24 protein-coding genes and 1 pseudogene are annotated in these 23305 nt (G+C 43.4%); 11 read left to right on the top strand and 14 right to left on the bottom strand.

What is annotated here, in order from left to right:
* The first annotated feature begins 1 nt into the window (after position 1).
* The 3 genes from gmtX to HHX48_RS08200 all read left to right on the top strand — a co-directional run bounded on the left by gmtX (position 2) and on the right by HHX48_RS08200 (position 2539).
* Entirely contained in the window at positions 2-595 is a 594-nt protein-coding gene (gene gmtX / locus HHX48_RS08210) for a gamma-mobile-trio protein GmtX (protein ID WP_191024024.1), read from the top strand.
* A 113-nt stretch (positions 596-708) separates the two neighbouring features.
* The gene (locus HHX48_RS08205; RefSeq protein WP_191024022.1) at positions 709-2127 is read left to right on the top strand and encodes a DUF6602 domain-containing protein; all 1419 of its coding nucleotides are present in this window, start codon (positions 709-711) and stop codon (positions 2125-2127) included.
* On the top strand, positions 2114-2539 hold the full coding sequence (locus tag HHX48_RS08200) for a hypothetical protein (protein ID WP_191024020.1): 426 nt from the start codon (positions 2114-2116) through the stop codon (positions 2537-2539). The genes HHX48_RS08205 and HHX48_RS08200 overlap by 14 nt, the downstream gene beginning before the upstream one ends.
* Positions 2540-2869: 330 nt before the next feature.
* On the opposite strand, the gene greB (HHX48_RS08195) is transcribed toward HHX48_RS08200, so the two are convergent.
* From greB (HHX48_RS08195) to HHX48_RS08155, 9 genes are all read right to left on the bottom strand, one after another.
* Positions 2870-3346, bottom strand: coding sequence for a transcription elongation factor GreB (greB, locus tag HHX48_RS08195; protein WP_191024018.1), 477 nt, complete (start codon positions 3344-3346; stop codon positions 2870-2872).
* Positions 3347-3386: 40 nt separating this feature from the next.
* Positions 3387-4205, bottom strand: coding sequence for a M48 family metallopeptidase (locus HHX48_RS08190; protein WP_397541072.1), 819 nt, complete (start codon positions 4203-4205; stop codon positions 3387-3389).
* Positions 4205-7498 (bottom strand): type I restriction endonuclease subunit R, encoded by a 3294-nt coding sequence (locus tag HHX48_RS08185; protein WP_191024016.1) that lies wholly within the window; start codon positions 7496-7498, stop codon positions 4205-4207. Before HHX48_RS08185 ends, HHX48_RS08190 begins: the two co-directional genes overlap by 1 nt.
* Complete coding sequence (locus HHX48_RS08180) at positions 7498-8112, bottom strand: SLATT domain-containing protein (protein WP_191024014.1); 615 nt, start codon at positions 8110-8112, stop codon at positions 7498-7500. Before HHX48_RS08180 ends, HHX48_RS08185 begins: the two co-directional genes overlap by 1 nt.
* 7 nt (positions 8113-8119) lie before the next feature.
* Positions 8120-9394, bottom strand: a complete 1275-nt coding sequence (locus HHX48_RS08175) for an SMODS domain-containing nucleotidyltransferase (protein ID WP_191024012.1) — start codon at positions 9392-9394, stop codon at positions 8120-8122.
* A gap of 8 nt (positions 9395-9402) precedes the next feature.
* Positions 9403-9636: a DUF2188 domain-containing protein gene (locus HHX48_RS08170; RefSeq protein ID WP_191024010.1), complete on the bottom strand. Its 234-nt coding sequence runs from the start codon at positions 9634-9636 to the stop codon at positions 9403-9405.
* Complete coding sequence (locus tag HHX48_RS08165) at positions 9609-10823, bottom strand: restriction endonuclease subunit S (protein WP_191024008.1); 1215 nt, start codon at positions 10821-10823, stop codon at positions 9609-9611. The genes HHX48_RS08170 and HHX48_RS08165 overlap by 28 nt, the downstream gene beginning before the upstream one ends.
* 70 nt (positions 10824-10893) lie before the next feature.
* Positions 10894-12411: a type I restriction-modification system subunit M gene (locus tag HHX48_RS08160; protein WP_191024006.1), complete on the bottom strand. Its 1518-nt coding sequence runs from the start codon at positions 12409-12411 to the stop codon at positions 10894-10896.
* Between the two features lie 4 nt (positions 12412-12415).
* Positions 12416-13006, bottom strand: coding sequence for a restriction endonuclease subunit S (locus HHX48_RS08155; protein WP_191024004.1), 591 nt, complete (start codon positions 13004-13006; stop codon positions 12416-12418).
* 120 nt (positions 13007-13126) lie between these two features.
* Here HHX48_RS08155 and HHX48_RS08150 point away from each other — a divergent pair, with 120 nt between their 5' ends.
* The gene (locus tag HHX48_RS08150) at positions 13127-14422 is read left to right on the top strand and encodes a hypothetical protein (RefSeq protein WP_191024002.1); all 1296 of its coding nucleotides are present in this window, start codon (positions 13127-13129) and stop codon (positions 14420-14422) included.
* A 102-nt stretch (positions 14423-14524) separates the two neighbouring features.
* Here HHX48_RS08150 and greB (HHX48_RS08145) read toward each other — a convergent pair.
* A pseudogene (greB, locus tag HHX48_RS08145) lies at positions 14525-14668 on the bottom strand (transcription elongation factor GreB); the annotation flags it as partial.
* 176 nt (positions 14669-14844) lie between these two features.
* On the opposite strand from greB (HHX48_RS08145), the gene HHX48_RS08140 reads away from it, so the two are divergent.
* Entirely contained in the window at positions 14845-15114 is a 270-nt protein-coding gene (locus HHX48_RS08140; RefSeq protein WP_191024000.1) for a hypothetical protein, read from the top strand.
* Between the two features lie 238 nt (positions 15115-15352).
* On the opposite strand, the gene fkpA is transcribed toward HHX48_RS08140, so the two are convergent.
* Positions 15353-16144, bottom strand: coding sequence for an FKBP-type peptidyl-prolyl cis-trans isomerase (gene fkpA, locus HHX48_RS08135; RefSeq protein WP_191023998.1), 792 nt, complete (start codon positions 16142-16144; stop codon positions 15353-15355).
* Positions 16145-16327: 183 nt separating this feature from the next.
* On the opposite strand from fkpA, the gene HHX48_RS08130 reads away from it, so the two are divergent.
* Positions 16328-17323, top strand: coding sequence for a WD40 repeat domain-containing protein (locus tag HHX48_RS08130; protein WP_191023997.1), 996 nt, complete (start codon positions 16328-16330; stop codon positions 17321-17323).
* Positions 17316-17555, top strand: coding sequence for a SlyX family protein (locus tag HHX48_RS08125; protein ID WP_191023996.1), 240 nt, complete (start codon positions 17316-17318; stop codon positions 17553-17555). The genes HHX48_RS08130 and HHX48_RS08125 overlap by 8 nt, the downstream gene beginning before the upstream one ends.
* Here the strand turns inward: HHX48_RS08125 and HHX48_RS08120 are convergent.
* Positions 17549-18718, bottom strand: coding sequence for a DUF748 domain-containing protein (locus HHX48_RS08120; RefSeq protein ID WP_191023994.1), 1170 nt, complete (start codon positions 18716-18718; stop codon positions 17549-17551). The genes HHX48_RS08125 and HHX48_RS08120 overlap by 7 nt on opposite strands.
* Before the next feature lie 161 nt (positions 18719-18879).
* Positions 18880-19086, bottom strand: a complete 207-nt coding sequence (locus HHX48_RS08115) for a YheV family putative zinc ribbon protein (RefSeq protein WP_191024267.1) — start codon at positions 19084-19086, stop codon at positions 18880-18882.
* 158 nt (positions 19087-19244) lie between these two features.
* Between HHX48_RS08115 and HHX48_RS08110 the strand changes: the two genes are divergently transcribed.
* The 4 genes from HHX48_RS08110 to HHX48_RS08095 are packed head-to-tail and all read left to right on the top strand — an operon-like array spanning position 19245 to position 22919.
* Positions 19245-21146, top strand: a complete 1902-nt coding sequence (locus HHX48_RS08110) for an ATP-binding cassette domain-containing protein (RefSeq protein ID WP_191023992.1) — start codon at positions 19245-19247, stop codon at positions 21144-21146.
* Positions 21130-21618 (top strand): TIGR02444 family protein, encoded by a 489-nt coding sequence (locus HHX48_RS08105; RefSeq protein WP_191023990.1) that lies wholly within the window; start codon positions 21130-21132, stop codon positions 21616-21618. The genes HHX48_RS08110 and HHX48_RS08105 overlap by 17 nt, the downstream gene beginning before the upstream one ends.
* A gap of 7 nt (positions 21619-21625) precedes the next feature.
* Positions 21626-22699 carry a hydrolase gene (locus HHX48_RS08100; RefSeq protein ID WP_191023988.1) on the top strand — a complete coding sequence of 358 codons (1074 nt, stop codon included), beginning with the start codon at positions 21626-21628 and terminating at the stop codon, positions 22697-22699.
* The gene (locus HHX48_RS08095; protein ID WP_191023986.1) at positions 22680-22919 is read left to right on the top strand and encodes a YheU family protein; all 240 of its coding nucleotides are present in this window, start codon (positions 22680-22682) and stop codon (positions 22917-22919) included. The genes HHX48_RS08100 and HHX48_RS08095 overlap by 20 nt, the downstream gene beginning before the upstream one ends.
* Here the strand turns inward: HHX48_RS08095 and HHX48_RS08090 are convergent.
* Positions 22909-23292 (bottom strand): septal ring lytic transglycosylase RlpA family protein, encoded by a 384-nt coding sequence (locus tag HHX48_RS08090; RefSeq protein ID WP_191023984.1) that lies wholly within the window; start codon positions 23290-23292, stop codon positions 22909-22911. The two genes, HHX48_RS08095 and HHX48_RS08090, sit on opposite strands and share 11 nt — an antisense overlap.
* Between the last annotated feature and the right edge of the window lie 13 nt (positions 23293-23305).

Below are 23305 nucleotides of genomic sequence, written 5' to 3'. Positions count from 1 at the left end.
TATGAAACCAGAAGAGCTATTAGACCAACTAAAAATTAACTCAAGTCAAAAGGTACAAGTAACACTTGAGGCGATTTATGAGGTATGCGGTGAACAGGTCAAACAGGGGATAAATGATTTCTCAGTTTCAACTATTGCTCGTATCGGTGCTCATAGAGGTGTTCCAAAAGCACAAAGTATACGGAATAAGTCTGGTGAAAAGTATCGGGCTTTGATTGAGTGTTTCGCACAGAACAATGCCAAGGCAGCTAAAGCAAAAGTTACTGAAAATTGGATTGATGAAATCAAAAGCCCGAAGCATCGACTATTAGTGCAAATGATGGCTGCTGAGCTGGCTGAGACGAAACAAAAAGTGAATGAGATTGTGCCACCCAACAAAGTTGTTCACGTTTATGACCACGGTGAACCAATCAGCGAATTTGAGAGGTTGAATCCCATCGAGAGGCGAGCACTCGATTATATATTGTCAGATTCTTTCATGAAAAAATGGTATCTCACAACCACAGAGTTTGGGGAGATGACTGATGACAGTGGGAAAGTAGTTTTTAAGCCTGGAACTGTGGATGCGTTAAAAAAAGCTCTGCGGTATTTATAGTATAAAAAGCATTAAAATTCAAAGATTAAAGAGTCTTTTAGATACGGAGAAAAACTATATAATGTTTTTATGGATTATTTGAAAACCAATATTGAGATTAAAAGGATTGTAGTTTGAGTAAAAATGCTATCGACGATTGGATTAAGACAATTTCGAAAATGATTGAAGTATCTTTTGAAGTTGGTGCGTCTGTTTCAGACCATTCGACTATACTCGGAGATGCAAGAGAGAGTTTCATAAGAGACATTTTAGAGCAGTTTCTTCCTAGCTCAATATCAATTGGAAGCGGTCAAATAATTGACCAGCATGGCAGAAGATCAAAACAAGTCGACATCATTATTTATAGAAGAGAATTCCCTATTCTCAAAACATTTGGGGCTGCAGACGTTTATCTAATTGAGGGAGTAATTGCAACAATAGAGGTTAAGTCTAAATTAGATAAAGATAATTTAATAAAAGCGTTGGAAAACTCGAAGTCTGTTAAGGAACTTGAACCAACGTTTGTGGACGATTCAGTAATTCATACTTACGAGTCATATTTTTTTAAAACCAGAAAGTCAGAACTAAACGCATCCGAATATTTTTCTTTCAAACAAATGGTTGCACCAGAAACATATATATTTGCGTATTTTGGGCAAGAGTTGAATACAACGAAAGAGCACCTACAAAATTGGTATGCCTCTAAGGAAGGAGCAAACTCCAATAGTTATTACTTACCTGAAGCAATAAGTACTAATAAAATTGCAGTAGTAAAAGACTTAGATGGGGTTTCTATACCGAAAGAAAATTGTAATGCAGTTGCTATTAAAGAGGATATACACTCTATACGGTTCATAATAAACCAACTGCTAGAACAGGTAATGAGAAGAATAGGTTCACCTCAGTACGCTAGCACTATGCTGCAATACAACATTTCAGGATACTCTCTTAAAGCTGATGGAATTGATAGTGGTTGGGTCGGATTTTTACACAATAGGCTAAAATTACGTGACCTAACGTTATCCCCACCTGCATTTCTCCACCATGTAATTCAAAGAGATCTACTTTCATCAAAGGGTACAGATTTAAGCACCCAACTCAGTAATCGACCAGAATTTGAATACAATACAGAGGAACAGGAAGATAGTGAATCAATCGGTGATGAAAATGCTGAAGAAATATTTACTGAACTTATCCTTAACGCAGAACCTATCCTTTATTTAACAATTTTAATGATCTACTGTACCGACATCAAAGGAATTGAGTATAGAGCTATGAAATCGGAATTGTTAGATGCTTCTCTAATTTGTTTTTACGAAGATAAAATTACAGATGCAGAATATGAATTTCATAGAGAAAAAGTGCTTTACACCATTGATAAATTAAATGAAAAAGGATTTATTGAGATAGCTGACGATTGCACACCGATAAGAATATCTAAAAGTTATCGCGAACTTTTTAAGTATTTTAGTGATCACATGAGATCAAGGGAAGAGACACAGTTTGAAAATTTGTTAAGTTTTCTTTGGAATGAAAAAGATGGCATTAATTAAATCTTATTTGATAAGTAACGCTGTCGCTAGTGCAGGGTTAGAGTTTCAATTGAAACTAAAATATAAACTTCCAATGGAATCGAGAACTGTTTATCAAGTTTATAAAACTTATATTGATAAGAAAGTTGTTTATGTTGGGTGGGCCGGAGGAGAGTTTAAGAACGGGAAGGTTTCTTTATCGTTGATTGGGAATGTTGTTTTAGATGTTTTAAATTCTCTTCCCGTTGAATCAGATAACAGCATTCTTAAAATTCAAGAAGTAGTAGCAGGTCCAACACCAACGAAAGTAAAAGTGAAAAAAGCCCTAAAGAGCGCTCCAAGAAATTCAAAAATTTTATTTGTTGGAGAACTAAGTGATGAGCTTAAAGGAGAAATCGAAAGCTTGAACGTGAAAGGAATTATAGAAATCTGATCGTTACGTAACGAACTAAGGTGTACTAGCTCAGACTCGAGCTGACAGTTATCCAGTTTTTTTGGTGCGAGTGCCAGTTTAGATTTAATCTGTATTTTTTGTAATCCCTAATAACTCATTGTGCAAGTAGCCGAGTTCAATTATAGTATATTGAACTCACCCGTAGACTATGCAGGCAAAGCGACTTGCAAGTTGAGGGAGGAAAAGCCACCTACAGGTGGTTTTTTCATTTATATGCATTTGCAAGTAAGCACAGTCTCTTATTGAATCGTCTATGCAGTTATAATGTAGAATTGGAATAAGAGTAGGCTTACTTCGGTTCAAGAGACACTAAGCCAAATAATCAATTCGTAAAATAACCCACTCAACAGGCCCAGATGGTGTTGAGACTAAAACATCATCGCCTTCTTCCTTCTTGATAAGAGCACGAGCCATGGGAGAGTCTATCGAAATGCAGTTTTTCGCTCCCTTATAGATTTCGTCTGGACCGACAATCTTAAAAGACATCTTCTGACCATCTTCGTTTTCTATTTCAACCCATGCACCAAAAAAAACTCTGCCCTCTTGCTCAGGGCTGTAATCTACAACTTTAAGCACTTCCAGACGTTTTCTGAGGTACCTTACTCGTGAGTCGATCTGTCTCAACAAACGCTTGTTTTCCTTATAGTCAGCATTCTCAGACCTATCGCCAAGGCTGGCAGCCCAAGTGACTTTCTTGGTGATTTCTGGGCGATATTCTCTCCAAAGATAATCCAGTTCTTCTTTTAGTTTGTTATAACCATCTCTGGTAATTAAGTTGGTTTTCACTGTGTTCTCTTAAACAAATTCTTATTTTGGGTTTGCTAGATTATTCATTCAGGTAGGCTTCAGCCATTTCGTCTAGCTTCGCTTTTACTTCTTTCCAGTCAGGCATCACCTGGGTAAGTAAGCGCCAGAATCGTTCGCTGTGATTGTGCTCAGCAATATGGCAAAGCTCATGGAGTATTACGTAATCAATGCACTCCTTGGGGGCTTTTACTAAATGTGGGTTTAGCATCAGATTGCCTTTGTTTGAACAGCTACCCCATTGCTTTTTCATGGCCATAACGCGAAATGAAGGTATCCCGGTTACCCAAGATGTTTTCGGCAGCAATTCAGCCAGTCTTTCATGAAAAATACCCTTGGCTTTTGTCTGATACCACGAATCAATTAGAGGTTTTACCTTTTTTAGCCTGTGATCAGTACCGCTAACGGTCTCTTGCTTCAGTGTCACATTTAACTTGCCACGACTTAGTTTTACGCTGGGTACTTGGTTGCTATCAACAATAACTTTCAAGACATAGCGTTTTCCTAAGTAGAACTGAGTCTCACCACTTACATAGCGTTTGGGAAAGACTGAATCGGTCTGCTTCGAGAAGTCGTCAATACTTTGCCAAATCCATCTTGCACGCTTAAGCATCGCTTTTTGGATAGCATCTTCTTTCGCATCGTGGGGTACAACAGCAACAACTCTCTGATCGGGATGTACCTTAATAATGACTTTCCGAACCGCCTTTCCTGAGTTATCAGAAGATTTTAATTTGCGAATGACATCATAATGAATGACGTCATTACCATAGATAAAAACTCCACGTTCATCGGTTTCTGCCACCATCTCAGGAGTGACGTCTTGGTGATTCACATTCATCAGCCTCTCGCTAAACCTAAACGAGTGATTTTTAGTATTTCCTCAATCAGCTTTTGAGCATTATCGAGGCCAAGTTCAGCAAACAACGATGGCAAGAGTTTCATATGTATCGCATTTTCGATTTCCGACGGGTTTATTGAATACTCGGCGACGGCATCCTTTACGACAGAATCGATATCAAATGCTAGCGATACCAGCTTTTCATCATATAGTGCTTTTTCAGTTAAAAACTCAGAGTCAAATAAGAGCTTGAACAAACCATAGTAGGCCTGGGCGTGCTTATTCAATTTGCCAGTTTCATCTACGAAGTCTTTAGGAAGGTCAGCAACTTTACGTTCTTTAACTTCCTGTTCAAAGTCAGCGAATAAGATGTATTGCTTAACCGGAGCATCAAACATGGCTCTGGCATCTTCAATAGCCTTCTTCAGCATCTTCGAAAAATATTCCTGAGCATATGGATCATCCGCCAGATCCTGCTCAATCATTTTCGTGATTCGACCAGTAATCTTGTCAGTTTGGTTACGGGCCTCAACATCGCTCATCTCGTGTGGTTTGACGTCTTTGCCTAGATTCCCGACTAAATACGCCCCACCTGGCTCTTTAACTTCTATACCAGCTATATGCTTGTCTAGCAGGCTTCTGATGTCTTCCGCGTACTCATCGTAATTAATCGTTTCGTCTGCATCTTCACGAACTTGTTTGCGCAAACCGATAAACATTTTCAGATCACGTTTATATACGTCACGTTTATTATCAAATGACTTGTCTTCAAAATAGGTAGCTGATTGCAGGGCTACTTTCATGCAATTTGAATATGAAATCAGCACAGAATAAAAGTCATCACGCTTTTTCAGGTTGGTATCAACAAGCTTGCCGTCGATTTCCTGCACCTTCGGCGCTAGCGCCTGGCGAAGTGCCGGGCCATCTTGCTTGTTTTTTACGCCATCGAAAATTGCCCACAAATCACCGTGTAACCCCGGTAGCTTCTTGTACTCAGTATCCATTCGGTTATACAAACCTTTAAGATCCTCAATATCAAATCCGCCTTGAGTACGTTCAGCAAGGTCTTGATACCTTTCAATAGTGGTATCAAGTTCTTTCAAAATGCCCCGGTAATCTATTAAGTAACCAAACTGCTTTTTACTGTGCAGACGGTTTACACGGGCGATTGCTTGGATGAGGTTGTGCTCTTTGAGTGGTTTATCGATATACAATACTGTGTTTTTGGGTTCATCAAAGCCCGTCAGTAACTTATCGACCACTATCATGATGTCTGGGCCGTCGTCCCTTTCATATTCTTCGATAATTGCCTTGGTATAGGCCTTCTCGTCCATTTTATTGACGTTAGCCTTCCACCAGTTCTGGACGATGTCTTTACTTTCCTGGTCTACAGTTTCATGCCCCTCGCGAGTATCTGGAGCCGACATCGTCACAACTGAAGTTACCGTACCTATTTTATCTAAAGCTTTCTTATAGCGTATTGCAGAGGCCTTAGAGTCACATGCTAACTGACCCTTTAGGCCTTGTTGCTTGAAGTTCTGAAAATGATCGGCGATATCATAGGCGATTAACTCGATGCGACCTTCAGTTTGATAAATCTGACCTTTCTGTGAAAACTTCTTTTTTAAATCAGACTTTTGGTCGTCAGTCAGCTTACTGGTGCTGCGTTCGAACCAGGCATCAATGGCTTTGTCGTTAACGTTCAGCTCAGGGATGCGCTCTTCGTACAGCAAAGGTGTGACGGTCTTATCTTCAACAGCTTGCTGCATAGTGTAGGAGTGAATGATCTTTCCGAACTTGTTCTCGGTCTTATCTTCTTTTAACAGCGGCGTGCCTGTGAAAGCGATGTAGGCTGCTTTTGGCAGAGTCTGTTGCATCCGGATATTATTTTCACCATTTTGACTACGGTGACCCTCGTCAACCAGGACAATAATATTCGGGCTGTCATTGAAGCATTCTTTGTACTTAATCGCGGAGCCAAACTTGTTGATTATCGAAAAGATAACCCTTTCATTTCCTTTACCTATCTGTTCGGCTAAACGCTTCCCAGTAGTTGCCATTGCATCTTTTTTATCCCGGTCAGTTAATACTCCACCAGATGCAAAAGTGCGGCTTAGCTGATCTTCCAAGTCCACTCGGTCAGTCACGATAATCACGCGGCATTGCGCTAATTCTTCCAGCCAAATGAGCGCTTTTGATAAGAACACCATGGTAAAAGACTTTCCGCTGCCCGTGGTATGCCAGATAACACCACCTTCTCGAGCGCCTGAGTTATCGAATGTATTAATTCGCTCGATCAGCGCCTTGATACCGAACACCTGCTGATACCGAGCAACAATTTTGCCTGCTTTTTTATCGAATAAGGTAAAAAAGCGAGTGATATCTAATAGCCGTTCTGGGCTCAACAAACTGATAATGAGACGGTCTTGATCGGTTACGGCCAAGTCCCCGGCAGCCACAAGTGACAGGTAGTCATCTTTTGCTTTAATAGGACGATACTGAAAGAGACCTTCCAATTGTTCATCGCTCAGTTTGAGGTTTTTTAACCTGGCAAATTCGGCTTCAGGTATTTGCTCTTCCTTCCACTTCGCCCAGAACTTAACTTTTGTTCCACAAGTTGCATACAGGCCATCATGTCCATTAATTGCAAGCAACAACTGGCTGAATGCATATAAATGAGGGATTTCAGCCTGGCCTTGATTTCGGATATGCTGAGAGACCGCTTCTGCGTTGGTTGATTTACCCTCTTTATTAGAGTCCGGGCGCTTCGCCTCGATGACTACAAGAGGTAAACCATTCACAAAACATACAATATCCGGGATTCGATTACCTGTAGCTTCTGCATTTTGAACGACAAATTCCTCAGTAAAGTGGAACTGGTTGTTATTAATGTTTTGCCAGTCGATAAGCTTAATGGTGGGTGAGGCTTTTTTACCATCGATGAATTCAGTAACACTAATACCATAAATTAATGCGTTGTAGATCCTCTCGTTAGCGGCCTTTAAACCTAAGTTCATTGCAGGGCTTAGTTCATGGATAATCTTATTGATGCCTGCCTCTGATAGCTTATGCTGCTTCCCTGCCAACGAAAAGGTTTGCTTTGCTAAATAGGCTCGCATCACAGATAGCAAAATAACCTGATGGGTACTTTTTTTTTCGTTCGCCAAAGTGTTGCCGCGTAACGCTTCACACTGGCTTGGTGGCAGGTATGTGTAACCCAAATTAGCTAGCAGTGCTAGAGCCGGAATTTTGGCGCTGAATTCTTCTTGGAAAGTTACATTAGAGACGTTCATTAGTTACCACAATTATTATTCAAATGGTGACAAAAGACTCCCAGCAAACTGGTGTAATGAAATGTGGTTAAAATCACTAAAACGATAAGTGAAAACCAAAGAGTTAACGGAACCTTGTCTCTGAAAAAACCAAATGAACGGTGTTTTTCAATCCATGAAGTTTGTTGTTCCCAAAAAAACTTATAGTGTGCGAACCAAGATGCGAACATCACATGATGAGAAGCGCAACTCGTGTTGTACCGAGACTCAATGTCCTGGAGTTTGCTTGTTATAAGACTCGAATCAGACGATGTTTTCTCCGCTTCGGACAAGAGATGCTTCAGTTCATTGAACAAGTTAGTTAGAAGGATACCTTTCTCTTCATAATTGGCTTTTTCACCATTTTTCATCGTAATGTATAAACCGATAAGACCAAGTACTAATAGTGTGCATGACATGAATTTGGTGGATAATTGAGAAAATGCCAACGCATATATACCGAAAGCGGTCGAGACAAAACTAATCAAGCCTGGAAGCTTTTCTATCATTTCAAAACTGGCAAAGTGGAGTTTTGCGCTGTAACCAACGTTATAGCCAGTTTCTGCAATATGTTTTAGTAAATTGTTTTTTTCCATAAATACCTCACTGGATTGGTACGTGAATCCTATCCTTCGCCACTACAACGCCATTTTGTATTGCGTAACATTCAACTATATGTTCACCAGCGAAGCTCGTCCTCTCACGCAACTTCCTGTAGCCTGCATCAGCAACAATATTTCCTCTGATACAGTCTCTGCGCTCAGCTTCAGCCCCGCGATTTAAAACTTTCCACTTCAAGGTAAATTCACCAGGAACATCTATCTCGGTGACGTAAAAATCGAGTCTCTTGGAAGGTGCAAGTTTTAGCCGTCTGGAGAGCATGTTACGAAGTAATTCGACTCTAAAGCCATTCTGTGATACCTCACATTCAAGCTTTAGGTTGAATCGAACATCTACTGGGTAAAGGTCTTCGATAAACTGTTCGGTATCACGATAAGCCTTAGCTGCTTTAGTTTCAGTTTGGGCTGCAGGAAATGGGCGGCCAAACACTTTTTTCCATTTCTTGTTTGCTGAATTAGTTTCTTCAGCAGCAATAGCATCACAACACTGCTGATACGCTTCTTTTGCTTTGCGTTGAAACTTACTTTTAACGCTTACTCGTTGATTACTGCCTAGAGCGAGGTAGTAATCTTTATTTGGCTCTTCTGAGAGGTAAAGAAAGAAGTCTCGGCACATCCAGTCATAATACGCCGTTGAACGATTATCGTAATCGGTTCTGGATTTCAAAAAGTTATATGCCAAGGTATCAATTAGTAGTCCTCCCATGCCGACCCCATGCTTGTTTTTCCAAGCTCTGGCCATTTTGCATAGTTTTCGAAGATTTTTGTTTTTCTGAGCAACAAATTCTTTCATTGCTCTTATTTCGTCTCGAGGTTTGGTGATCTTCCAACTGCCGCCATTGTATGTGTCTGGATATTTAAAACTACCATCGCTTTGTTCAAATACAGGCTGAACCTCTACCATGAAATTGTTGTAAACAACTTGAACAACCAATCGGTCTTTTTTTACCGTAGTTGCGGGGTACCTGGCTTTGATTGCTTCTCGAGTATCGTCTAGCAACTTGGATTGCTTTCCATTCTCGTAAAGGGCCCATTTAGATGCGGGCATGACAAAGAGCATATCTAAATCGGAAATACCTTTAATCCCAGTCCAGCGTCCATATGAACCGACTTGTAAACTGTTGGCAGTCTTAGATTCGGTCTCCCTAAATTTTTTATTAAGCGCTGATGTGATTTCTTCATACCTAGAAGTAATTGCCCCAGCATTATTTATAGCTAGATTGCTTAGAAAGCTGGAGAACATTTCCGAAGTTGTCATGAAAGTCCTTACTTTTTATCTTTAGGCGGATGCGGATCATTACCGTAGCTATTACCAGCCCTGATTTTGCCGTCTCTTCCATGTATTTTTGTATCTGATCGTTGATTCCTGGCTATATCTTCAGCTCTATCTATAGCCTCTCGCTGAGTATTGGTAACCTTCGTGGCTTTGCTATTTCCCGCACCTTTCACTGCCCAGCCATCAGGGTGCTTCACTACGTGTTGATTTTTGCCTTTTGACATTGTGCGACTTCCTTATCATCAATTTTCACTCTGCGCTTGCCTGTTAATAGTTGTTGCATCAGCGCTTTTTTCTCTTGCTTTAGGTCAGCAAGCTGTCGCTCTAATAGCTCTATTTCTTTGCCGGCATTGATGAGAACTTTGGTGATTTTTTGTTGTTCTTTAAGAGGTGGTAATAAAACTTTTACTTGTTTTAACTCAGTTTTATTGATTTTTGGATGACCGCTTCCCGCAATTACCTTAGAAATACGGTTTTGACCAAAATCACTTGCCAGAAAAAAAAATACATAACCACTATCGATGTAACTTTTGAATTTGGTCATGAGCATATTTGGTGCTAGGGTGGCTGGTAGATCAACGTTAGGCATCTGCCAGACCTCCCCAACATTTGCACCTATGTTTGCCATCAGGAGTTCGCCTCCCTGTAGACAGGATTTTTTCAGGAAATTGAAGCTTTCTTTATCTACGTATTTTTGCTCTGAATGTCCGAGTCCAGCACGAAGATCAACCAGCCTCACATACAATGCATAATCTTTACTCTCTGTAACATTTACATTTTCTCTCAATGATTGAAAACTTCCATTAGCCACGTAATCGGTCATCAAAGAAGAAATGTCCTCAAGCTTCCTATCTTCCCACTCTCCCTCAAACGGCATACCTGAATCATCAAGTAGGCGTTTTTTGCCTGTGAGCAGCTGCTGCATCAGAGCTTTTTTCTGCTGCTTGCTGTTGTCGATTAGGCGCTCGATAGCGCTAATCGCTTTATCCCAAGTGGATAAGATTTTGGCGACTTTACGTTGCTCTAAAAGCTCTGGTAACTGTAGTTTCAATTTCTTTAAACTAGTGCCTGTAAGATTCTTTTGTACCCCCCCGGATGCCATTTTTGAAATGTGATGCTGTGTCACATCATATTTTAATAGCGAGTGTAGATAAGAAGGATCGACATCACCCTTAAGTTTGAATCTTATTAGGAATGCTCCTGCAACTATCGGCTTTTCTTGTTTCTCAAAAATACATGGGATGCCACACGAACCAGAGCGGGTAATTAGTAAATCACCACTTTCAAGAATATGTGAGCTGAATTCGTTAACATCTAAATTAGCGTAAGGAATTGTTTGATAATTTATTGTTCCTTCATCACAAAGGTCAGTGGTACGTATAGTTCCAATAGCCCCTTTTTCTGAATACAAATCGGATGAAAATCAAGGCCCGAAAGCGCTATTGATGATTAGGTCACCAAGCGTTAACGTTTTCCAGTCACTAGGCACCATAACCCAATTCCTTTAAGTAGCCTTCCATTTCTGCTTCAAGGGTTTGCAGCTCGCCTTTAAGCTGTACACGCTCATTACGCACTGCGACCAAATCGATATCGGCTTCTTTTTCAAAAGTATCCACATAGCGAGGAATATTAAGGTTAAAATCGTTCTCTTTAATCTCATCGAAACTTGCAAGATAAGCATACTTATCAACGCTTTCTCGCGCTTTGTAGGTATCGATAATCTTTTGAATATTCTCAGGTGTTAACTGGTTTTGGTTTTTACCTGCTTTGAACTCACGGCTTGCATCAATAAACAGGACGTTGTTATCGGTTTTCTGTTTCTTGAAAACCAGGATGGCAGCAGGAATACCTGTTCCAAAGAAGAGCTTTTCTGGCAGGCCGATAACGGTATCCAGTAGATTTTCTTCAATCAGTTGCTGGCGAATTTTCCCTTCTGAAGATGCGCGGAAAAGAACGCCATGAGGCACAACTACACCCATTCTGCCTGTTTCAGGTTTAAGGGTTTCGATCATGTGGCTTATGAAGGCGTAGTCACCTTTGGTTTTCGGCGGTATTCCCCTTCTGAATCGGCCAAAATGATCATTACTTGCGTCTTCAAAACCCCATTTGTCCAGACTAAAGGGAGGGTTTGCGGTTACCACATCAAAATGAATTAAGCGCGAGCCGCCTTTTTCTTTTAATAATGGATTGCGGATTGTGTCTCCCCATTCAATACGATGATTGTCCTCTCCGTGAAGAAACATATTCATTTTTGCCAGGGCCCATGTTGAACCTATCGCTTCCTGACCGAACAGCGCATATTTCTTCGAGCCTGAATTCTTGCGAACCATAGCGCCACATTTTAGAAGCAATGAGCCACTGCCTGTACATGGGTCACATATTTGGTCACCTTCGACAGGCTCTAACACTGTTGCTAATAGCGTCGATACCTCTGGGGGGGTGTAATATTCACCTGCGGTGGCACCGCTACCCGCCGCGAAATGTTTGATGAGGTATTCATAGGCATTACCGATGATGTCTAAACTACCCACTCGCTCGGAGCTCAAATCTAAAATGTCTTTACCGAAGTCATCCAGTAAATGACGAAGCAAGTCGTTCTTTTGCTTTTCCTGCCCAAGTCGGTCAGTATTAAAACTGATATCCTGGAATACATTTTTAAGCTTACTGCCGTTCGCTTCTTCAATAGCATGAAGGGCTTTATCAATACGTTCACCATTGCCTGCTTCATAGCGCTTCTCATAGAGGTCCCAGAAGCTTGCACCTTCTGGTAACACGAAACGCTGTTTCGACATCATGGCGCGGATGAGCTCAGGATTCTCTCCATATTGTGCGACCAACTTGTTGTATTCGTCTTTGTATAAATCAGAGATGTATTTTAGAAACAACATCGTCAGAATGAAGTCTTTGTAAGTGTCAGCACTGATCACGCCACGGAACGTATCGCAGGCAGCCCATACTGCTTTGTTAATGTCACTTTGGTCTATAGCTTTTGTGGACATCTCTCTACCCCTTACAAGTTTGACTTGGTTCCAGTATATGTTTAGCTATACAGTCTAAATGCGTGGCTCTATTTTGAAGCAACTCAGTATATATCTCCTTTTCTCTCTGAGCCGCAGCATAGATATTTATGATGCTTTGTTGTTCAGCGATGCTTGGAATAACTATTTCAATATCTTCAACAATACTTTTTCTTAAGCTCAGTTGACGTGAGCCCTCGGCGGTTTTCTCAAAATAGCGCTGTGTGGGCTTTTGGTTGATTTGCCAAGTTAAAAACAAAGGATCTATGCATGGATCGCAAACCCTTATGTTATAAAAATGTGGTGTCGTAACTGTGTTGTCAGGAAGGTTGAGAAGGCAAGTGGCCCTGATCCTCGCTCCTCTATTTGGAAGTATTATATCGCCCAGCTGAAGCCAGTTTACCTCAAGCCTGCTCTTCACTTGGGTGCGTTGTACATCATGCCAAAGCAGCCCCCCATCCTCAGCAATATTCTTAAACTGTATGACGTTACCGTTACCATATTTGTCAGGTTCTATTTTTCCTCGAAACGGGTGACCTAGCGACACGTTCGCGACGGCTTTTAAAGTCGTTCTCATAGCTGCACCATTTTGAATGATGCATTTAAATTACTCTTGTTTTAGACTGAATTCAAGACATCATTTCAAATGATGCAGTTGAATGGGTCTTAATCACTAATCTTACAAGAGGCAAATATAATGTTATCTACAACTAACCGAGGGTACGTATGTTTTGAGCAGACAGTCACGACGGCGGAGGCTGAAGCTCTGATGATGTATTGGGACGTTGAATTTGAAGAAATGAGCTTCAAATACAAAGTGACTGATATCAATAATGAATTTGTACCCGCAATTACTAGTATCGCATCGCTGGCACGTTCAAAATCAAGTTACTGCTGCGATTTGTCAAATTTCCGATGTAAGAGTTGTGGGAGAGGTGAGACGATAAGGATCCGTTCTAATTTCAAAGAACAGGCTAATTCTTATGGTTATACGTGCGAAGGCTGTCTTGAAGAGCAAGAGAAAAACGTACTCGCCAGGTTTACTGAGGTTTTAGACAGTTGTACAGAAGACTTATACAACTCAACTTTTGACTGTAACGAATTAAGCTACATGGAAAAGTTAGCTTTGTTTCTCTTACTGTCTGAATATCACAGAGAAGATGGTGGACCTTTATACTGCGATGCAAATCGATTTAGTTTAACTGGTTGCCAACAAACAGATAGAGCCTTTATTGCAAAGTTTGTTGAAAAAGGTGCCATTCTGGTTATTGAAGAAAGAAGCGAAGAGATCAAAGCATTGAAGAAAGAATTTCATCTCATTCGCGAGAAAAAGTTCAAGTTTCATGAAAGTAAGCAAAGCATTTGCCTGCGCGTCAATTACAACAGTCCAGTAATGGAGACATACGCTTCCGGCATGTACCTCCGGTTTTCGAACTACAACAATGCAATGGAACTGCAAACCGCTTTATACGCAGATATTTGTGAACGAAAACTTACAAAATCGGACATTGAAGACTTTCAGCATATTGTCGAAAGATCAAGAATATCTCTACTATACGATGTCGCAAGAGCATACGCGGATGAGTTTAACTTTACCTTTGAGAGATCGATGAAACTCGACAATCTCCTTAAATATCTTGCCAAAAACTTTAAGCTTCCTGTTATCAGCAACTATTTGCACCAAAGAGCGCTAAATGTTTCTTCACAGATTAATCAAAATCCCGTTCCCGGATACATCAAAAATAAACTGTTTGCCAAAGAGATAGATGTTCATCTGACAAAAGCAAAAAGTCGTGGTTGGAATATTGTCTATGAAAAATTCTTACCGGTGAGTGTGGATACACCATTGCTTGAATCGTTTACCTGTAATCATTTCTTCGAGAATGAGTTTAATTGGTTTGATTTAACAATGTCAGAAATCATCGAAAAATGGGCGGCTGGTGTAGATCTTAATTTTCAGTCAGATACTTTATCCGTTCGCAGTATCGATTGAAGCATTTCTTAAATAGTATATTTTTTAGTATGCATACTAAAAATAAGTTTATGTAAAACAGTCTTGGGGATCGTAGTAGTATGGATAATGAGGTTCTTATACAAAGTCTGCATTTTCACTTCTGTCACCAAGGCTAGCCGCCCAGGTAACTTTGCGCGTTACCTCAGGCCGCTCCTCGCGCCATAAATAATCCAGCTCGTCTTTCAGTTTGTGGTATCCGCCACGGGTTATCAGAGGAGTTTTCAACGTTTATTTGCCAAAGTTATGATTTTAAACTATTTGTTAAGCAACTCAGCGTGACTTACGGCGCGGCCGTCATCATGGAAATCTGTGTTGCCAAAGGGTAAAAATGAACCAACCTGTATAAGAAATGGTCTCATTATTATCCATATCAATGGATATGATTTAAAGAGAGCAACGTTATGGTCAGTGAGAGTGTAAAAGTGGTTAATTATCATAAGTCGTCAGTACCCAGCAAGTTTGGGCTGACTATTATGGGATTATTGCTGTTTATGACCGGGGCGATGCTTTTAGCAGTCGGTGTCATTGAGGTTTTGAAAGTAATTGAACATCTTTCAACAGCGTTATACCTGATAGGCGGACTCTTTCTGTATAAGGCGGGCGGTATTGTATTACGCCAATGTGCCACCAACCGTGTAAAGCGTGAGCGCCGAAATCATTTAAAGCTATAACCCATTTGTTTTTTGTTCCAAATTGGTTTGAGCAGACAGTGGCAGGATGAGAGCCGCTGTCTATACTTAAAGAGTCGATTAGACAACCAATTGAAAAGCCCGTATTACTATCCGGGCACGCGCTTATAAACCACGTCCAATGTTTATGCACGATGGAACAAAGGCAGGCACGGATTTGCCGTTACAAACAAAAAAGCCGATGTAAGTACATCGGCTTTTTTACGTCTGAATAAAAGTCTTACTCAGTCTCTTCCTGCGCTTCTTCTTCAACCACATCCAGCAGCTCAACTTCGAAGATCAGCGTTGAATTTGGTGTAATTGCGCCAGTTGCACGTTCGCCATAAGCCAGTTCTGGTGGAATAACAAAACGGTATTTTGCACCTTCCTGCATTAACTGAACACCTTCAGTCCAGCCTGGAATAACGCGATTAAGAGGGAACGTTGCCGGCTCATCACGCTTATACGATGAATCAAACTCAGTACCGTCAATCAGTGTACCGCGATAATGAACCTGAACGGTATCTTCGGCAGACGGGCTCTCGCCGTCACCTTCTTCAAGTACTTCGTACTGAATGCCTGACTCGGTCGTCTTTACACCGTCTTTTTTGGCATTTTCAGCCATGTAGTCTTTGCCTTTCTGAACATTTTCTTCTGCTTGCTCCTGGGCCTGGGCTTGCTGTTTCTCGCGCAGCACCTGTTCGCCTTCCTGGGCCAGCTTCTGAATTTCTTCTTGGCTATACTTCAGTGAGTCATTTAACCCGTCTTCGAAGCCTTGTTTAAGCGCTTCCTGATCCATAGGCACACCCAGCTGCTCCTGTTGTTCAGCACGGTTGCTGACAAACAACCCCATGCTTGCGCCCATGGCATAAGCATGTTTTTGAGTATCGGTCATATCATCATTCGATTTAGACACATCAGATGACGCGGTTTCTTCATTATTGTTGGTAGTGTTCTTCTCTGCTGTGTCCGGCTGGCAGGCAAACAAGCCAAGCGCGGCAACTGTCGACAAAGCGACAAGTGACTTACGCATAATATTCTCCATCTTAAGTAAATTGAATAGCGAGTCACTGTTCGTTAACGCCTTACGAACACGTAACCGCATGTTAATTATGTATACTGTGTAGGCGCATTGTGTCGATTACAAGACTTTTACGCGATTTACTTTACGCCATGTTATGGTATTTCAGGCTGTTAAAAGGAAAAACTCTTCGACATGAGCTTGTTAAAATCGTTCCATCGCCTATCGATTCTGCTGGTTAGTATTTGTTGTGCTACCGCCTGTACCGGCCCTGATCTTGATCCTGAAAAACAATGGATTCATGCCGACAAAGGGGCTTTTGCCGCAGATATTTCACCCGATGGGCAGTTATCGGTTGTCTCGGGCGCGAACAATGGCATCAATGTATGGGAAGCAAAGGCCGGTGAGCCACTGTATCATTGGTCTCATCAGGGGGAAGCGGCCAATTTGGTCAATGCAGTGCATATCTCAGCGGATAAAAAGGCTGTCGTTACCAGCGATCGCGAAGCCTTTGCGTTGTGGAATCTGCAGACCGGTGAGCCAGTCGGATTCTGGCGGATTGATGAATCAACCATTCGGGGCATTGCAGTCGCAAACGGTGGCAAAGGTATTCTGGTCGGTCGTTCCAATGGCCAGGCGATGTATTTTGAGCCTGAAACCGGCCGGCGGCTGGAGTTTTTCGGCCACCAGGAAAAGATCAATAGCGTTGATATCTCGCCTAATGGCAAATATGCGCTGACAGGATCAAACGATTATGTTGCTTATCTGTGGAGCACAGACAATGGACAGATTATTCATACGTTCAACCATCCCAGCCGCGTGACGCTGGTGGCACTGGATGATGAAGGCCGCTACGTGTTTACTGCCGATAGCCAGCAAAAATCGCAAATTTGGAATGCACAAACGGGTGCGCCGGTGTCTAACTTGCAGTATATTGCGCGCCAGAAAATTTTCACAGACGCTGTGTTTTCAAAAGATGGTGAGTACCTACTCACTGGCTCGCCGACCCGAAGTGTAGACCTGTGGCGTGTGGCGACCGGAGAGCCGGTGCAGGAATGGAAGGTGACGCCGAAAGAAGGCGCATCGCCGCCCAGCGCGGTCGTTTATGCTGTCGGGTTTACCGGACCAGCACACATTCTTTCTGAAAGCAGTAGCGGCTTAGCCGAATTATGGGATGTTGACCATGAGTGAACAAAGCGAAATACATTCACTGTCTGATGCGCTTCAGGCCATTGCTGAATTGCAGACAAAAGTTGCCTTTCAGGACCATACAATTGAAGAGCTTAACGATGCGCTGACAGGTCAGCAGTATCAAATTGAAAAGCTGCAGGTTCAAACCCGGCATTTACTGGATAAGCTGAAAGCTATGGAACCTTCAAATGTCGCAAGGCTCAGTGAAGAGACGCCGCCACCGCATTATTGATAAGAAGATTCATCAGAGGTTGTAGCGCGCTTTTCAGCCTCATTTTGCTCTGCGGCCTCTTGTTCTGCTTCCTGCTTTTGCTCAGTGGCATCTTTAAGTTCAATACTCTTTTCAACGTCGCCTTTCATGGCAGAGATAAATGCGTTTTTCAGTACCGCGCCAATGGCTGGCAGCAAGGCGGTATCCGGTTCGCTGAGCTGGCCCTCAATAGGAATTCGTGTTGCGATTTGGTCTTTTGACTGATTTTCGAATAACTCGGTAATAAATGCCGATGCCATTTCAACCATGCCTTTAAAAAATCCGTCGTTATCTTCTTCTATGTCACCTTTCCAGGAAAAGACAGTTACATCTCTTAAAATCGGTTTTATATAGCCTTCGACATAGCCATCATCACTGGCTATTTCCAGTGCCAGTTCAAGAGTCCCGGCTTCCAAATCAAAAGGCGCATAGGTGTTTAACAGGTTGTCAAAGTTTACCAAAGCGACATCTTTGGCCTGAATATCCATATCAAATGTCGGTTTTTTAGTACTGGGGTTCAGCGATGAGGCAATAGTCAGCGTGCCTTGTTCGGCTGTCTGGGCTGATGCATCAAATGTTGCTACGAGGTTTTTGTTAAGATCGCGACTATTGACCAGGTTGCGAGCCTCGCCATTAATGTCATGAATCGCCAAATCAATAGGCGGTGCTGAGTCCGGGTTATAAAACGCAATTTTGCCGCGCTGAATACGCAGATGGTCAACTTTGAGCGGGAATAGCTGATCTGCCAGACTTAGCCAGTTTTCAGACTCACCGGTTTGATCCTTTGAATCGTCTTTTTGCGAGTCAATAAAATTAATTTCAGGCTCAGTCAGGATAATATCACCTACCAGGGCGCCATCTGCCAGTGCTGACCACAGTAAGCTAAATTCAATTTCACGTGCTTCAAACAGGGGTCTTTCAACGGAACCACCGTCCTGGACAATCGTAATGTCTTCTATGCTGTAAGCGCCGCGCCATAACATGATATCAACATCACCGACGTGGCCGGAATAACCGCCGGGCTGCGTTTCAAGAGTCCGGTTAATATACCACTGGGCACCATAAGGAAGAGAAAAGCGAATAAGCAGTAATACTGCCAGTACACTGATGATGCACCACGTTGTTCGTTTGGTTCGCTTTCCCATAGCTTTTCTCTTTATTTAGGCGAGTTGAATACATTGAAAGTTTTGTGCCATAAAAAATAAAAAGAAAGTTATTTTATATCAGAGATGTACGTAGATACTTGAAGTGAGTGGCAGCGATACGCGGTCTAAATTTACAAAGGCAGATTACAACAGCGTAATTTTTACTCAGGCTTAAATACCCCGATAATATTGTCGCTGCCCTTGCTTTGTTCTTTTACTGAATCATCGGTTTGTGATTCCTGATAGTCACACGCCACACACTTTAACTTCTCAACGTTGTTTTCGAAGTACAGCATAATGGTATCCATGGTGTTACATTTTGGGCAGATAGCGCCGGCAATAAAGCGGCGGCGTTCCCGGTTGGTCATAGGTGCCTCGTAATCGATGAATTGAGTTCTGCCTGATAGTGTACCGTATTCGCCGCCGTGCTGTTTAGTCTGTTGAGTTAAAGGCGCGTAATACAAGCGACCGTCGTGCTTTTTTGCTACCATATTGCGCGCAATTATTAAGGGTAAAAGCGGCAGCTATGATCAAGCTTTCAGATGTTACGTTGATGCGGGGCAGTAAAATACTGCTTGAAACGGCGTCAGCGCAAATTTTTCCGGGCCATAAAGTGGCACTTATCGGCAGCAACGGTTGTGGAAAGTCCAGCCTGTTTGCGCTGCTACGTGGCGAAATATCACTGGATGCCGGGGATTGTGTCGTACCCGGACACTGGCGAATTGTCAGTGTTGCGCAGGAAACACCCGCTGTGTCGCGCAGCGCCATTGAATATGTCATCGATGGCGATAAACACTTACGGAAATTGCAACATGAGCTGGCTGACGCTGAGGCGCAGCATGAGGGGGAGCGCATTGCCGCGCTGCATGACGCGCTTGATCAGGCCGGGGCTTACGATGTAGAAGCGCGTGCAGCGACGATTCTGGCTGGGCTTGGATTCAGCAACGCGCAGCTCCAGGCACCGGTTACTGACTTTTCAGGTGGCTGGCGAATGCGACTGAACCTGGCGCAGGCGCTGTTGTGTCCCTCTGACCTGCTATTGCTGGACGAGCCGACTAACCACCTTGATTTAGATGCCGTTATCTGGCTTGAAAAATGGTTGCAACGCTATTCCGGTACATTGATGCTGATATCCCACGACAAAGCATTTATCGATGCCACGGTGTCACAGATTATCAGTGTGGAGCATCAGCAGCTTATTGCCTATACCGGTAATTACAGCGCCTATGAAACACAGCGCGCTGAGCGTATTCGACTGCAAAATATTGAATATGAAAAGCAGCAGGATAAGATTGCTCATCTGGAATCTTTTATCACTCGCTTTAAGGCTAAAGCCAGCAAGGCAAAACAGGCCCAAAGCCGGATTAAACAGCTTGAGCGAATGGAAACAATCTTACCGGCGCATTCGGCCAGCGCCTTCAGCTTTTCGTTTGCCAAGCCAGACGATCTGCCGAATCCGCTTATCCGGATGGAACATGTTCAGCTGGGTTACGGTGAGACTGTTATTTTAAATGAAGTGAAGCTCAACCTTGTGCCCGGTAGCCGGATTGGTTTGCTGGGACGAAATGGCCAGGGGAAATCAACGTTAATTAAATTGCTGGCAGGGGTGCTCAATCCTTTGAAAGGTGAGTTTACTACTGCCCACGGGTTAAAAGTCGGTTATTTTGCCCAGCATCAGCTTGAGTACCTTGATCCTCAGGCATCACCATTATTACACCTTCAGCGGCTGGATAAACGCGCTACCGAGCAGCAGCTGCGTGACTTTCTGGGCGGCTTCGGCTTTTTCGGTGATGCTGCGCTGGCTTCTGTTGCACCGATGTCCGGCGGAGAAAAGGCGCGCCTGGTATTGGCGATTATTGTTTATCAAAAACCGAATTTGCTGTTATTGGATGAACCGACTAACCACCTCGATTTGGAAATGCGCCATGCGCTGAATATGGCGCTGCAAGGGTTTGACGGGGCCATGGTTCTGGTATCCCATGACCGCTTCTTGCTGGCGTCAGTCTGTGAGGATTTTTATCTGGTTGATAGTGGCCATGCTGCGCCCTTTGACGGCGATCTGGATGATTATCGTGAGTGGATTCTAAGTCAGCAGGGCGACCAGAAGCCGACGAAAGAGGCGCGCGCTAAAGATGATCGCAAAGCCCAAAAACGAAAAGATGCTGAGTTTCGTCAAACAATTGCACCCTATACCAAGGCGCTACAGAAACACGAGAAACAGCTGGAAAAGTTGTCAGCTGAACTTTCCGGCCTCGAAGAGCGTTTATCAGATACACAGCTTTATAATGATGAAAACAAAGCAAAACTGCTGGCGTTGCTGGATGAGCAAAAACAGCTGACCGCCGCGCAGGAAGACACCGAAATGGCCTGGATGGAAGCCCAGGAGGCAATTGAGCAGGCAAGGCAGGATTATGACAGCAACCCATGATTTAACCCCGTCCGATTTCTGGGCGTTCTCTACCCAGCTATACAGCGACCCGGCAATTGCCGCGCTGTGCTTACGTTTGCAGGATAACGCAGGGGTAAACGTCAATATGCTGCTGTTTTTATGCTGGTGCCTGAAGCATCAGCAGCTGGTGGTGCTAAAACAATGGCACACATTGAAAGCGGCCATCGCCCATAGTGAACATCAGCTCCAACAGCACCGACAACGCCGCCGCGCCGCGCGTGATGAAGCCAGCGAAGAACATGGGCAGTACGCGCAGCTCAAAGCGTCTGAACTGGAACTGGAAGCGCAGCAACAGGCAGATTTAGTCAGTGCCTACAACAACATGACAGTCGATACGACCGATATGCCGGGCATCAATGCCAGCGTGGTTGCCTTTATTCATGCTTTTAATCTGCGGGACAACGCAATGGCAATTGCAGATATACGTCAAATCATCAAGGATAGTGTTTAACCGTACTATGTCGCACAGAAAGAACCTGCTCCATGGCAAAATAGTCAAAAGCGCCTTTACCGCGCCCTGGTGGGCGAAGAACCGACACATGCAAACCATATGGCCGCGTTTTATTCAAAAACGCCTGCCGCTGGACTACACATGGGAGCGTGTAACGCTACCTGATACTGATTTTCTGGATTTGGCGTGGGGGCCGAAACCGGCTAAAACCACCGGTATCGTTGCGATGTTCCATGGGCTGGAAGGCAGTATTCGCTCGCACTACGCCAATGACATGATGGCAGCGCTGAGTCACCAGGGCTGGCAGGTGGTGATGATGCATTTCAGATCCTGTTCGGGCGAACCGAACCGGCTACCACGCGCTTATCACTCCGGGGAAACAGAAGATCCGGCATTTTTCCTGGATCTTCTGAATAAACGGTTTCCTGAGTTACCCAAAGTAGCCGTGGGATTCTCACTCGGGGCCAATATGCTGTTGAAACTGTTAGGTGAAAACCCGGCTCAAAAATGGCTGAACGCCGCAGTAGCGATCTCTGCACCACTGAAACTTAGCGAATGTGCGCGAAGCATTAATCAGGGGTTCTCCAAGGTTTATCAGAAATATTTACTGGGAAGCATGAAGGCGACGCTTAAAAAGAAAATGGCGTTTATTGATTACAGAAAGCTGATTCAGCTCAATCCTGACGATGTCGATAAAATTCAGGATTTCAGACAATTTGATGAGCTGGTGACTGCGCCGCTACATGATTTTTCTGATGCTGAAGACTATTATCAAAAATGTAGTGCGTTTCATTATTTAAGCGCTATTCATTGTCCAACGCTGGTGCTGCACAGTATTGATGACCCCTTTATGAATCATCTGATTGTGCCACAGCAAGAGGAACTGGCCGAAGCGGTAACGGTTGAATTAAGCGACCGCGGAGGTCATGTAGGGTTTATGCAAGGCAATATTTTAAGGCCCCAGGTCTGGCTGCAAACCCGGGTCAGACATTTTCTGGAACAATTCATGCCTGGTAGTGACCAGGGGCATAGTGCCAGTCAGCACGCAGTGAGGAAAACCCATGATAGTACCGTTATCTGAACTGGAAAATGAGACCATCAAAAGCATTGCAGAAGCATTTGTGTTGCGTGAGGGCACGGATTACGGTGAGGTTGAGGTCAGCTTTGAAGAAAAAGTCGACCATGTGATCGAGCGGCTTAACAGCGGTGAGGCGGTGCTGGTTTACTCTCAGTTACATGAAACCGTCGATATCCGCCCTGCTGAAAGTTATGACCCCAGTGCAGAGGAGCCTACGGAGTAACCACCTCAATTGACACCGGCACCACGCCCTGATCGGTGTCGGCAATAGCAGAGAACGCCGAACGGGTTAGGTCGATAATACGCTCCTTTATAAACGGGCCCCGGTCGTTAATTTTCACGAGAACACTTTGCCCGGTATCACGATTGGTCACTTTGACGATTGTGCCGAATGGTAAAGTTCGGTGGGCCGCTGTATTCGACAGATTATTCAGTGCTTCGCCACTCGCGGTGGTCTGAAACTGATATTTCATCGCATAATAACTGGCCTGGCCATGCTGCGTATAACCGACCAGGTGCTCTGGCGTACGTGCAGGAATTGATGTGCATGCACAAACGAAGAGTGCGATAACTATCAGGCTGGCGGTTCTGAACATGTTTCGCCTGTGA

The organism is Salinimonas profundi (assembly GCF_014750655.1).
Taxonomy (GTDB): Bacteria; Pseudomonadota; Gammaproteobacteria; order Enterobacterales; family Alteromonadaceae; genus Alteromonas; species Alteromonas profundi_A.
Note: the sequence above shows the minus strand (reverse complement) of the source record. Positions and strands in the feature narration are given on the sequence as shown.